Origin of the sequence: Fodinicurvata sp. EGI_FJ10296 (assembly GCF_040712075.1) — a bacterium.
In the GTDB taxonomy this organism is placed as follows: domain Bacteria; phylum Pseudomonadota; class Alphaproteobacteria; order DSM-16000; family Inquilinaceae; genus JBFCVL01.
In genome coordinates this window covers 45,115-57,007 of record NZ_JBFCVL010000011.1, presented here as the reverse complement: position 1 = coordinate 57,007, position 11,893 = coordinate 45,115, and the positions used below count along the sequence as shown (strand labels likewise).

At 61.5% G+C, this 11,893-nt stretch carries 11 protein-coding genes; 6 read left to right on the top strand and 5 right to left on the bottom strand.

Going from position 1 to position 11,893, the window contains the following annotated elements; translation table 11 throughout:
- Window positions 1–50 precede the first annotated feature (50 nt).
- From ABZ728_RS20795 to ABZ728_RS20780, 4 genes are all read right to left on the bottom strand, one after another.
- Entirely contained in the window at window positions 51–299 is a 249-nt protein-coding gene (locus ABZ728_RS20795; RefSeq protein ID WP_366658306.1) for a hypothetical protein, read from the bottom strand.
- A 68-nt stretch (window positions 300–367) separates the two neighbouring features.
- The gene (locus ABZ728_RS20790; RefSeq protein WP_366658304.1) at window positions 368–1,249 is read right to left on the bottom strand and encodes a DUF296 domain-containing protein; all 882 of its coding nucleotides are present in this window, start codon (window positions 1,247–1,249) and stop codon (window positions 368–370) included.
- Complete coding sequence (locus tag ABZ728_RS20785) at window positions 1,246–2,859, bottom strand: acyl-CoA synthetase (RefSeq protein ID WP_366658303.1); 1,614 nt, start codon at window positions 2,857–2,859, stop codon at window positions 1,246–1,248. Before ABZ728_RS20785 ends, ABZ728_RS20790 begins: the two co-directional genes overlap by 4 nt.
- Window positions 2,856–4,028: an acetyl-CoA acetyltransferase gene (locus tag ABZ728_RS20780; protein WP_366658302.1), complete on the bottom strand. Its 1,173-nt coding sequence runs from the start codon at window positions 4,026–4,028 to the stop codon at window positions 2,856–2,858. The genes ABZ728_RS20785 and ABZ728_RS20780 overlap by 4 nt, the downstream gene beginning before the upstream one ends.
- Between ABZ728_RS20780 and ABZ728_RS20775 the strand changes: the two genes are divergently transcribed.
- From ABZ728_RS20775 to ABZ728_RS20755, 5 genes are all read left to right on the top strand, one after another.
- Window positions 4,027–4,362: a DUF4177 domain-containing protein gene (locus ABZ728_RS20775; protein ID WP_366658301.1), complete on the top strand. Its 336-nt coding sequence runs from the start codon at window positions 4,027–4,029 to the stop codon at window positions 4,360–4,362. The genes ABZ728_RS20780 and ABZ728_RS20775 overlap by 2 nt on opposite strands.
- A gap of 205 nt (window positions 4,363–4,567) precedes the next feature.
- The gene (locus tag ABZ728_RS20770) at window positions 4,568–5,257 is read left to right on the top strand and encodes a metal-dependent hydrolase (protein WP_366658300.1); all 690 of its coding nucleotides are present in this window, start codon (window positions 4,568–4,570) and stop codon (window positions 5,255–5,257) included.
- A 36-nt stretch (window positions 5,258–5,293) separates the two neighbouring features.
- Window positions 5,294–5,743, top strand: coding sequence for an RbsD/FucU domain-containing protein (locus tag ABZ728_RS20765; RefSeq protein WP_366658298.1), 450 nt, complete (start codon window positions 5,294–5,296; stop codon window positions 5,741–5,743).
- Window positions 5,744–5,765: 22 nt separating this feature from the next.
- Window positions 5,766–7,523 (top strand): metallophosphoesterase, encoded by a 1,758-nt coding sequence (locus ABZ728_RS20760; protein WP_366658297.1) that lies wholly within the window; start codon window positions 5,766–5,768, stop codon window positions 7,521–7,523.
- A gap of 371 nt (window positions 7,524–7,894) precedes the next feature.
- The gene (locus ABZ728_RS20755) at window positions 7,895–9,769 is read left to right on the top strand and encodes an acyltransferase family protein (RefSeq protein WP_366658295.1); all 1,875 of its coding nucleotides are present in this window, start codon (window positions 7,895–7,897) and stop codon (window positions 9,767–9,769) included.
- Between the two features lie 55 nt (window positions 9,770–9,824).
- On the opposite strand, the gene kynU is transcribed toward ABZ728_RS20755, so the two are convergent.
- Entirely contained in the window at window positions 9,825–11,069 is a 1,245-nt protein-coding gene (gene kynU / locus ABZ728_RS20750) for a kynureninase (protein ID WP_366658294.1), read from the bottom strand.
- A gap of 116 nt (window positions 11,070–11,185) precedes the next feature.
- Here kynU and ABZ728_RS20745 point away from each other — a divergent pair, with 116 nt between their 5' ends.
- On the top strand, window positions 11,186–11,878 hold the full coding sequence (locus tag ABZ728_RS20745; protein WP_366658292.1) for a TetR family transcriptional regulator: 693 nt from the start codon (window positions 11,186–11,188) through the stop codon (window positions 11,876–11,878).
- Window positions 11,879–11,893: the final 15 nt, after the last annotated feature.

Here is an 11,893-nt window from a genome sequence, read left to right as displayed (position 1 = left end):
CCGCTATCCTCGGGTCGCTGGGGGTGTTCCATTTGCAGGGCCGCCACCGATCAGTACGGACGGCATTCCGCGCGGGAGACGGTGGCGCCGTCATAGGGCAGAAACGCCCCTGAGTCATCCTCGCGTATTTTGTCGATGAAGGCCTCGCACGTTTCCGCATCGGCAAAGCCCATGATTTCCACCGCCATCTCGGCATTGCCGGGGTCGGCCAGAAGGTCGCGATACGGCGCTCCGTCCGGTACCGTCCAGGATAGAAACAGCATAGCCACGAATGCGACTGATGGTCCTGTCATCATCATACTCTGATCTCCGTTTCCAGTGGCTACAGTTGGAGTGGCGGGCTCGCGGCGAGCAATGACTCCCGGCACTATCGGCTCACGCTACTCTGGCATTGCGTCAGAACGACTTCGAGCGTCATCAGGATCGGGTTGTCCTCGGGCACGAGGCTGCCGCTGCTAAGCGCGCCGGTCAGATCGACGAGGCCGGTTTCGAGATGGCTGTGGTCGCCAAGCGGATCGATCATGCCGTCGGTCAGGAACATTTCGGTCGCGAACGGATCGACCGGCGGCGCGTCGATGTAGCGGGCGCCGATGATGCTGCCGACGCCACCGTGCACACGCGCCCGTTGCCAGCCTACGGCCCGCACCACGCCTTCGAGACTGGTGACGATGTCCTCGTGCGGTTTGAGACGCACGGCCAGTGCCGGGATCAATTCCGGGGCCGGGATTGCGTCATGGCTCCCGGCCGGGACCGGCGTGAACAGAGGGAAGCCGGTCTCGGCATCGGCGTGTGTTTCGAAGGCCGCGCCCTTCAGGCCGATGCCGACGACACGAATGGCGCCGGCGACGATGGTTTCGAACGGCAGGATGTGGCCGCCAGCCGATTTGCCCCCGCTTTCGGTCCAGAAGGCGTGGCAGTGAAAAAAGGGTTCGCCGTCGCGCAGACCCATGGTCACTGCGCCCTGCGATAAGTGCGATGGGCCGGCCGGGCGGAACGTCTCACTGTAATAGGCCGCGTGCTGTTCGTTGGGCGACAGCGCCGGAATCACATAGGCGAACGGATCGAGCGTGCCGCCGGTCATGTGGAACACGCCGCTTTCACATCCGTGCCGGCGGAGGAGGTCGTACAACTGGTCGAGCAGCGGTGCGCCGGGCGCCAGCGTCGCATCGATGTCGACGGCCCCGGCCGGAATTGCGATGGTTCGCGGGTCCGTCGCAGGGCCGGGTTGGGAAACGCAGCGCATCATCATGTCTCCCCGGTTGGTTCCGGCAACAGGCCACGCTCTTCAAGCGTCTGGCGCACCAGCCGCTTTGGCACCTTGCCGTAGCCGGATTTCGGCAAAGCATCGAGAAAAACCACACGTTTGGGCAACTTATAACGCGAAATATGAGTCTCCAGCCATGTCAGCAGCTGGGTCTCGGACAATGCCGTTCCGGGCTTCAGCGCGCAGACGGCGATACCGCTTTCGCCCCATTTCGCATCGGGTACGCCCAGCACCGCCACTTCGGCGACGGCCGGGTTCGTCAGAATCTTTTCCTCGATTTCGCGTGGATAGATGTTGGACCCGCCGGAAATATACATGTCGGACTTTCGGCCGGTTATATAGACAAAGCCCTCGCGGTCCATGTGGCCGACATCGCCGGTGCGAAACCAGCCGTCGCGAAAGACCTCGGCATTGGCCTTTGGATTGTCGAAATAGCCCGGGAACACCGCCGGACCGATAACGCAGATTTCGCCGGTCTCCAGCGGCGGCACCTCCTTCCCACGGTCGTCCTGTACGCTCACCTGCATGCCCGTACGCTCGATGCCGCAGGTGCCGATGCGGGCGTCTGGTCCGTCGTCGAGGGAATGCAGCGCCGGGGGCAGAACCGTGATGTTGCCGGTGACCTCGCCCAGACCGAAATACTGGACGATCACGGGGCCTATCGTGGCAAGGATTCGCTTCTGGTCCTCGCGATACATCGGCGCCCCGGCATAGATGACGTATCGAAGTGATGGATGGGGGCGTGCGGCGGCATCGGGGTGGTCAGAGAGCATGGTCAGAATTGTGGGCACCGTGAACATGTTGGTGATCCGGTGCGCGTCGATCAGCCGCCAGAGCAGGGCGGCGTCGAAGCGGTCGGAATCGGGAAGCACCGTCCGTGCCGCCCGGGCGACCTGATTGAGCATGTGGACACCGGCGCCGTGCGACAGTGGGGCGACGACCAGGGAGGCGTCGTCGCTGTCGGTGCCCGGCACCAGATCGGCCAGATGATTGGTGATCACGAACGCCATCTGCCCATGGGTCAGGATGGCGGCCTTGGACTTGCCGGTGGTGCCCGAGGTAAAAAAGAACCAGCAGGGATCGTTGTAGGTCACGGCTGCCGCCGGTCGGACCGCGTCCGGCGGACAGGTCTCGATCAGCGACGCCAGCGTCGTGTCGCCAAACGTGCCTTCGCACATGCGCACGATGTGCCGAACGGTGGACGCGCGCTCGGCGACGGCCGCGGCGTGCTCGGGAAAGCCACCGTCGCACAGGAAGACGCAAGCGCCCGCGGTCTCGGCCTGGTCCACAACCTCGCCCGGCGTCAGCCGGAAATTCGTCGGCACCCAGATGGCGCCGATGCGGAACACCGCGAACATGGCAATGACCAGCTCGTGGCCGTTGCGCGAATGCGCAAGGATGCGATCGCCCTTGCCGATACCAAGTCCGATCAGCGCCGCCGCCAGACGGCCGGTGTCGCGTTCGAGATCGGCCCAGCTCCAGCGTTGCTCGCCCTTGATAAGTCCCGGGTGCGGCCCCCGGCGCCGCGCCGCCTGGGTCAGCAGAGTCGCCAGATTCATGACGCGCTGGCCCGCCGGGCCTCCTGTCTCGGTCATTTCATCCGCTCCAGGATCGAAACGCAGTTGGCCACCGCCGCGCCGCCCATATTGAATACGGCACCCAGTTCGGCGCCGCCGATCTGCATGTCTTCGGCTTCGGCCATCAACTGCATGCAGGCCATGATATGCATGGAGACGCCGGTTGCGCCGATCGGATGGCCTTTGGATTTCAGCCCGCCCGACGGATTGACCGGCAGCCGGCCGTCCTTTTGTGTCCAGCCTTCGCGGATGGCGCGCGCCCCCTCGCCGGGCGCGGTCAGCCCCATGGCTTCATATTCGATCAGCTCGGCAATCGTGAAGCAGTCATGGGTTTCGACGAAATCGAGATCTTCCAGCGTCGCACCGGCGTCTGTCAGCGCCTTCTGCCAGGCACGACGAGCGCCGTCGAATGCGGTCGGGTCGCGGCGCGACAGCGGCAGCGCGTCGTTCTGCAGGGTCCGGGACCGCAGCCGGATCGCTCGGTCGAGATCGGCGGCGACCGACTCCGACGCCACGACGATGGCCGCCGAACCATCGGAAATCAGCGAGCAATCGGTCCGCCGCAACGGGTTGGCGACGATCGGGTTCTTGTCGGAAACAGTGTTGCAGAACTCGAATCCCAGATCCTTGCGGATATGGGCCAGCGGGTTGGCCATGCCATTGGCGTGGTTCTTGGCCGCGATGCGCGCCAGATCGGCGCTGTGGTCGCCATAGCGCTGGAAATAGCTTTGCGCGATACGCCCGAAGATCCCCGCGAAGCCGCCGTCGATATCGGCCTCTTCCTTGCGATAGCTCGCCGAGAGCAGGATGTCTCCCACCTCGGCCGTCGGCGTGGCGGTCATTTTTTCCGCGCCGACGACCAGTGCGACCCGGCCGCGGCCGCTTTCGATGTGGTCCATGGCGGCATAAAGCGCAGTCGAACCGGTGGCGCAGGCGTTCTCAAGCCGCATCGCCGGAATTGCCGCCAGTTCCGGCGTGGCCGCGCCGACCAGCCCGGCCTCGAATCCCTGGCGCGAGAAACCGTTGTTCAGCACGCCGACGGTGATCAGGTCGATATCCGCAGCGGTCAGGCCGGCATGCTCGATGGCCGAGGCCGCGACACGGCCGGTCAGCGATTCGACGTCCGGGTCGTCGAGCTTGCCGAAGGGGGAATGGGACCAGCCGACGATTACGGCGCTTTCTGACATGACCGATACCCTTGCGCTGATGTTCATGCTTCACTGGCGTTTCCATCTTTGTGCCGCCGAGTTGGACGTTACGCAATCGCATTCGCTGGCACCACGCGATCATGCCGGCCCGCCCTTGCACAATGGGAGACCACCGATGGAAAAATGGGAATACAGGGTCGTGACCCGAAAGGCCGAGGGATGGGTCACCAAGGACATTCCCGAAGACGCCGCCGAGGCGGCGCTGAACGACCTCGGCGCCGACGGCTGGGAACTTGTCGGCGTCGCGCCGATCGTGGGCGAGGGCATGACAACCAAGTCCGTGATGCTGTTCCTGAAGCGACGGCTGGCCTGACGGATCCGTCCGGCCGCCGCAGAGATTCAGGGGAGAGATTGACGGACATGTGTGTACGGTTTGCAACGCGGCCCCGTCGGGTGCCTGCGGCTGTGCCGGAGATCGATCCCCAGGTTGATCCCCAGATTGATCCCGGGATTGATCAGGGACCAGTGATACCCCAAACTCCTGACAGCGAATACCATCAGGTTGAGGTGACGAGGATATGAAGATTACATGGCTGGGTCATTCGGCCTTTCACATACAGACCGACGGCAAGGATATTCTGGTCGACCCGTTTTTTACCGGCAACCCGTCCTTTCCCGAAGGGTACGAAGACACGCTGACAAAGGTCGATATCATCGCCCTGACCCACGGGCATGGCGACCATTTCGGCGATACTCTGCGCCTGGCGAAGGCGTATGACGCGACCGTCGTCGCCATGTACGAGATCGTCCAGTATCTGGGTGCGCAGGGACTCGAAAAGCTGGAGCCGATGAATATCGGCGGTTCGATCGTCACGGGCGGTATCAAGTTCTCGATGGTCAATGCTCAGCACAGCTCGGCGATCATCGAGGACGGCAAGCCGATCACCATGGGTGACCCCGCCGGTCTGGTGATCACAAGCAGCGAGCATGCCGTCTATCATGCCGGCGACACCGGACTGTTTTCCGACATGCAATTGATCCAGCGGGTGTTCAGGCCGGATATCGGCATATTGCCGATCGGCGACCGCTTTACGATGGATCCGGAACAGGCGGCGATTGCCTGCAACGAGTTTCTGGACCTCAAGCTCGTGCTGCCGTGCCATTATGGCACCTGGCCGCTGGTTCCCGGCGATCCGCAGCAGTTCAAGTCTCTGGTAAACAAAGGCGAGGTGCGCATACCCGGGCCGGGCGAAACCATAGACGTCTGATACTGTGTTCGACGCTATCGAAAACTTCGGGAGAGCATGATGCTGAAAGGCGTATCGCCGTTGTTGAGCCCCGACCTGCTGTGGGTTTTGGGCGCAATGGGGCATGGCGACGATGTGGTCGTGGTCGACCGGAATTTTCCCGGTACGGCGATTGCGCCGGAGACGGCGTCGGGGCAGTTGATCCGCGTCCAGGGCGCCGGGGAGGCCGAACTGCTGCAGGCGATCCTGTCGGTCCTGCAGCTCGACGGATTCGTCGAAGCGCCGATTGTCGGCATGGAGGTCGTTGGCGAGCCGGAGACGGAACTGCCGATCCACCGCGAAATGCTGGCCATCGCCGAAGCGGCCGAAGGCCGGTCGCTGACATTGGAGCGAATGGAGCGATTCGCTTTTTACGAGGCGGCCAGGTCGGCATTCGCCATCGTGCAGTGCGCCGAGGCCCGTCCCTATGGCTGCTTCATGCTGAAGAAAGGCGTGATTTTCGGTTGATCCATGACGCGGGGGGCAAGCTGTGCCCCGGTTGAACCGTCGCCCGTTGATCGATCCGCGCAATGGCGATGCCGAGGACGACGTATCGAGCCTGCATGGCCGGTCGCTGCTGACGATCGGCGGGAGTTTGCTGAGTGAGATAAGCTCGGTAAAGCTGGTGATCGCACTGGTCATGCTCGTGATTCTGCCGGCGGCGGCACTGGGCGTGGCGCCGCTTGTCGTCACCGGCTGGATCGCGGCCGTTTCGCGCGGGGTCCTCGATCCTTTTGCCGGTATCTGGCCCCTTTTGGTTCTGTTCATCGGCCTTGTCGCGGCGCGATATTTCGGGCGGTCGCTGCTGCGTGCCGCCGAGCGCAGTTTCTGGGCGCTGAACTCTCTGGCGGTACAGCCGTTCTACGCCATGGGGCGCGAGGGGATACGCCATCTGGTGGAATCCCTTCTGGCACGGCACGAGGATCGGTTATGGCGCGCCCGGCTGCGGTCGCTGGCGGCGATCGGCGCCGGCGTTCTGGTGGCGATTGCCGCGCTGGGGCTGGCCGCAGCCGCGTGGCCCGGCACAAGATGGGTCGGCAGCGTTGCCGATCTGCTGTTTCCTTATCGACTGCTGCTGCCGGCGCTGGCCAACAGCGTCGTGATCGTAGCCGCGTATCTGGCTGCGGCGGCACTCGTGTGGGGTTTTGCCGACGGCACGATGGACCAGCCCCGCGATCTGGAGGCGTTTGACAAGATCGGCGAGGGGGCCGGCCGGGTGTGGCGCGTGGCCCATCTTTCGGACTTTCATACGGTGGGCGGCCGATACGAGTTCAGGATCGAAAGCGGGCGTAACGGTCCGCGCGGCAATCACCAGATGGCCCATGTGCTGGACCGGCTTGCCGAACGACATGCGCAATCGCCGCTCGACCTGATCGTGATTACCGGCGACATGACCGATGCAGGACGGTCCTCGGAATGGGCCGAGTTCCTGGACGCGGTCAACAGGCATCCGTCGCTGGCCGAGCGCATGCTGATGCTGCCGGGCAACCATGATCTGAACGTCGTGGATCGGGCCAATCCGGCGCGCCTCGATCTGCCCACCAGCCCCGGCAAGCGGCTGCGTCAGATGCGGGCGTTGTCCGCGATCGACGCCATACAGGGCAGCCGCGTGCATGTGGTCGACGCCGAGACCGGGCGGGTTGGCGCCACATTATCCGACATGCTGGTCCCGCTGCGCGACGACATAGCCGAATTTGCGGCCCGGGGAACGATGCGCCAGTCGTTCAGGCTCGCCCAGGTCTGGTCCGACGTCTTTCCCATGGTTCTGCCGCCGCCAACGGCAGACGGCATTGGCGTCATGATCCTGAATTCGAATGCGGAATCGCATTTCTCGTTCACCAATGCGCTCGGCGTCGTGCCGGCCGAGCAGGAGCGACAGGTTGTGGCCGTGGCGCAAGCCTATCCGCGGGCGGGATGGATCGTCGCCCTGCATCATCATCTGGTGGAGTACCCGATGAAGTCGCGCGGACTGGCGGAAAGAATCGGCACGGCGCTGATCAATGGCAGCCGGTTCGTCCGGCTCTTGCGGCCGATTGCCGGACGAACGCTGGTAATGCACGGTCATCGGCATTTCGACTGGATGGGCGAGTGCGGTGAATTGCGGATCGCCTCGGCCCCGTCGCCGGTGATGAGCCGCCCGCCGTCGCCGCACTTCCACATTCAAAGGCTGGCAACGGGACCCCACGGTCGGTTGCACCTGCTGCCTCCTGAAGAGGTCGATATCACCCAGGTGCCTGAATACGGCTGATCCGGATCCGAGGGAAAGAGCCCCCGCAGCAGCCGGCTCAATTCCGCTGTGGCTTCAGGCGAATTCTCCGCACCCATTTCGGGCCGGTGCTGTGCGACGGCGTCTACATGAAAATGGTATCCGAAATAGTAAACTATTGTCGAACCAGGCGCTCGTTTCAATTAATTCACCTGGCCACTCCTGCTGGAATCCATTGCCATGATCGGCCAAGGGATTCGCAAAAAAAGAGTGATTTTAGCAAAATAGCCTTGCGCTCGGTTGTACAGATTTTGTACGACGCGGGACGATGCGGAACCGGAGGTTGCGATGCGCTTCTTTCCACTTCGCCAGAAGCATGGTTTCGGATGTAGCTAATCAACATTGGAACGCCAATGATCCCTGAAACTTCGTATCGAGGCGACATCGACGGGTTGAGAGCGCTGGCCGTCGGCGGTGTGGTTCTGTACCACGCAGGCTTCGATTGGATTCCGGGCGGATTCGTCGGCGTCGATATCTTTTTCGTGATTTCCGGCTATCTCATTACAAGTATTATCCTCGCACACGAGGGGTCGGTGCGCGAATTCCTCTTGCGCTTTTACGAGCGCCGGATACGCCGGCTGATCCCCCCGACCATTCCGGTTTTCTGCTTTGTCGGCCTTTTTTCGTGGTTGTTGTTTCCGGGCGAGGGCTTGCGCGATCTCGGGCAGAGCTTCCTGTCTTTTCTTTTTTTCGCTTCAAACTGGTATTTCTGGCTTGGCGATGGCTATTTCGACGCCCCAAGCGAATTAAAGCCCCTTCTTCACACTTGGTCCCTGTCTATAGAGGAGCAATTTTATATACTGTTCCCGGCACCAATATTGTTGCTGAATCGATACGGTATATGTGCAGTACGTTGGTTTCTGTGCGCTGTTTTATTTATTTCGCTTTCTTATGGTGCGACATTAATCGCTATAGAGGATAGTTCCGGGGCGTTTTTTAACTCTTTTGCGCGGTTTTGGGAAATTGCCGTGGGTGGGGTGCTGGCAACTTTGACGTTTCGGGGTTGGTCCCGGTCGGTACGTCACATGGTTGGCGGCGCGGGGCTTTGTGTCATTCTTTTCAGTCTTTTTTACTACGCCGAAGGCATGGCGTTTCCGGGGCTGACAGCGCTGGCACCTACGCTTGGGACAGCTATGGTGATAGCCAGCCGGGGAAGTTTTGTATCCAGGTTACTTGAAATTCGGCCTGTCGTCTGGCTTGGATTGATATCCTACGCTCTGTATCTTTGGCATTGGCCGATCTTTGCTTTTCTTGATTTTGCGCTGATAGCGCCTGCAGCCCATCATCTCTGGGTCGGGATAGCCGCTTCTGTCGGGCTTTCCATCGCCTCCTATTTCCTGATTGAGGGACCGGTGCGCAGGCGAAAGTTCTTCCAATCCGGCAAATCCCTTGGCATCACTTACTTGACATCTACTGCAGCCCTGGCTTCGCTGGGAATTGCGGTGGTCTTGGGTGACGGTTTTCCTGCGAGGTTCCCGGCGGCAGTTGAGTACGAAAGAACTCTTGCAGGCCTGAGGTCTGCGCAACGACAGGCAGCTAGTCGCGCCGACTGTTGGATGGGAGGTGTTGTTGACATGGAGGCTCTCATACGTCGGTGTCTTGATCCAGCATCCAATCAGACTGACGTGCTGCTCGTCGGTGATTCTCATGCGGCGCAGTTCCGAGCAGGGTTGGCATCTGAGTGGCCGAGTATCAACGTCGATCTCCTGGCGACTGACAGTTGTACGATGAATTACGGCTTCAGGGAGGCCTGCGATGAAACTCTCGAGTGGTTGAGTGGTGACGATGTCATAAAATATGAAAGGGTAATAATTAGCGTCTTTGGAAATTCTCGTGAAGACGCCGACGGAATGGCGGAGTTTGCGATTGAGCTTTCAGAGACAGTGCCGGTTACGGTGTTGGGGCCAATTCAGTTTTATCAGCCAAATCTTCCGAGCTTATTTCCAAGATTTTACTCTAGTGTGCCAAGTGAAGATTTGAATTCTTTGCTTGATCGGGCCATTCAGTCTGATCAATTTGAAATTAGCAGGGATTTAGAAGATCTTTTTGACGGTTCTGGCGTACAGTTCGTTTCTCTGCTCAAATATACGTGCCCGTATGGTCCGGTTACATGCATGAATCTGGACAGTGAGGGACTTCCGGTAACCATCGATAATTCGCATTTGAGCGTCAATGCGGCGGGAGTCCTGGTGTCTCAATTCGCGCCACAAATCGTAATTTCGAATTGAATCCGGCGCATCCCGACCAAAGACGAAGAATCACAAGGCGGCTTCGGTCTCTCAGTCAGGTGACCTTGCGCCGGTGCCTGAACTGTTCCTGATCCCAGAGCCGCTCGTTGACGACGCGTTCCAGCATCTCGGCGGCGGCGATGACGTCGTGATAGCGCAGGTAGAGCGGAGTAAAGCCGAAGCGCATGATGTCGGGTGCGCGAAAATCGCCGATCACGCCATGGGCGATCAGCGCTTGCATCATGGCGTAGCCCTCAGGCGTCCGGAATGACACCTGGCTGCCGCGCCGGTCGGCCTCGCGCGGGGTCACCAATTCCAGTTGCGGGCACCGGCGCTCCACTTCGTCGATGAACAGATTGCACAGTGCCACCGATTTCCGGCGTACGGCCTCCATATCGACGTCCGCGAACACGTCCAGCGCCGCATCCAGTGCCGCCATGGCCAGGATCGGCGGCGTGCCGACCTGCATCCGCCTGATGTCAGGTGCCGGGCGGTAGTCGGGATCGAAGGCGAAGGGGGCGTCGTGGCCCATCCAGCCGGCGATCGCCGGGCGCAGGTGGGCCTGGTGTTCCGGTGCAACAAAAAGGAATGCCAGCGCACCCGGGCCGCCATTCAGGTATTTATAGCCGCACCCGACCGCGAAATCGGCGCCGCAGTCCTGAAGGTGAACCGGAAACGCGCCTGCACTATGGGCCAGATCCCAGATGATCAGCGCACCAGCGGCATGGGCGGCACGGGTCAGGGCCTTCATGTCGTGGCGGCGTCCGGTGCGATAGTCGACCTCCGTCAGCATGACCACGGCGACATCGGCATCAATGCGGCTTTCAACGGCGTCCGGCGTGACCGTTTCGAGCTGGTAACCGCTGCCCAGAAGCGCGGCCAGTTCCTGGGCGACATAAAGGTCGGTCGGAAAGTTTCCTGTATCCGACAGGATGGTTGTGCGCCCCGGGCGAAGGCGCAAAGCGGCCGATAGCGCCTTGAAAACATTGATCGATGTTGAGTCTCCGGCGACGACGCTGCCGGCCGGGGCACCGATCAGCCGGGCGATCTTGTCGCCGACCGTCGTCGGCAGATCCATCCAGGCATGGTCGTTCCAGCCACGGATCAGGCTTGTCCCCCACTGGTCGGCGACGGTGGCGGCGACCCTGTCGGATACCCCTCGCGGCAGCGGGCCGAGCGAATTTCCGTCGAGGTAGATGACGCCCTCGGGCAAATCGAACCGTTCGCGATACGGTGCCAGCGGATCGTCGGAATCGCGGATGTCAGGCGTCGTCGATGGGGTCATGAGCCGTTCGATCATCTGTGGTTTGCCGGGTCTGCATCATCGAGGATGGCGAATTGAAGGATATTGACAACGAGTGGCGTCATGTAATCAACTGATTAAATCAGTCGAATAATTAATTCCGGGAGGAGGGGATGGAGCAGCCGGCGGTTTCGGCGTCCGCCGGGGCGGAACCCGAAAAACGCGACGCGGCGACGGCGATCCTGGATGCCGCCGAGGCCATCTTTGCCGATCGGGGCTTCGACGGGGCGTCGACGCGGCCGATCGCCGACCGCGCCGGGGTTAATCTGGCGCTGATCCACTATTACTTCGGCAACAAGGAAAAGCTGTTCAACGCCGTGTTCGAGCGTCGTTCGGACGCCATCAATGCGCGCCGCCGGTCGATGATCGCGGATCTTCATGCCGGCGGATCGGGCCCGACGCTGGAAGCGGTCCTGGACGCCCTGTTACGCCCGACGATCGAACTGGGCCGTGATACGGCGCGCGGTGGTCAATTCTATGCCCGGCTGGTGGTTCATGTCGCCAGCGGTACCGATGATCGCTCCCAGCGCCTGACGGCGGCGCAATACAACGATATCGCGCGTGTCTTCATTGCCGAGATCCAGGCTGCGGTGCCGGGATTGTCGAAAACTGATGCCGCATGGGCCTATCTGAATGCGATCGCCGTTGCGCTTTCGCTGATGGCGCGAACCGGGCGGGCGGCCGCGCTTTCCGACGGCGAGTGCCGGGACGATGATGTCGAGGACGTAATGGGTCGGGCGATCGCCTTTATCGCGGCCGGCACTCGTGCCCTTGCGGGCCGGGACCCGCATAAACAACCGCTATAACAATAATCATGCAAT

Coding starts and splice junctions, on each gene's coding strand:
- ABZ728_RS20770 (WP_366658300.1), top strand. CDS start 4,568: ATGAAGATTACATGGCTGGGTCATTCGGCCTTTCACATACAGACCGAC.
- ABZ728_RS20755 (WP_366658295.1), top strand. CDS start 7,895: ATGATCCCTGAAACTTCGTATCGAGGCGACATCGACGGGTTGAGAGCG.
- ABZ728_RS20780 (WP_366658302.1), bottom strand. CDS start 4,028: ATGTCAGAAAGCGCCGTAATCGTCGGCTGGTCCCATTCCCCCTTCGGC.
- ABZ728_RS20795 (WP_366658306.1), bottom strand. CDS start 299: ATGATGATGACAGGACCATCAGTCGCATTCGTGGCTATGCTGTTTCTA.
- ABZ728_RS20765 (WP_366658298.1), top strand. CDS start 5,294: ATGATGCTGAAAGGCGTATCGCCGTTGTTGAGCCCCGACCTGCTGTGG.
- ABZ728_RS20790 (WP_366658304.1), bottom strand. CDS start 1,249: ATGATGATGCGCTGCGTTTCCCAACCCGGCCCTGCGACGGACCCGCGA.
- kynU (WP_366658294.1), bottom strand. CDS start 11,069: ATGATCGAACGGCTCATGACCCCATCGACGACGCCTGACATCCGCGAT.
- ABZ728_RS20775 (WP_366658301.1), top strand. CDS start 4,027: ATGACCGATACCCTTGCGCTGATGTTCATGCTTCACTGGCGTTTCCAT.
- ABZ728_RS20785 (WP_366658303.1), bottom strand. CDS start 2,859: ATGACCGAGACAGGAGGCCCGGCGGGCCAGCGCGTCATGAATCTGGCG.
- ABZ728_RS20745 (WP_366658292.1), top strand. CDS start 11,186: ATGGAGCAGCCGGCGGTTTCGGCGTCCGCCGGGGCGGAACCCGAAAAA.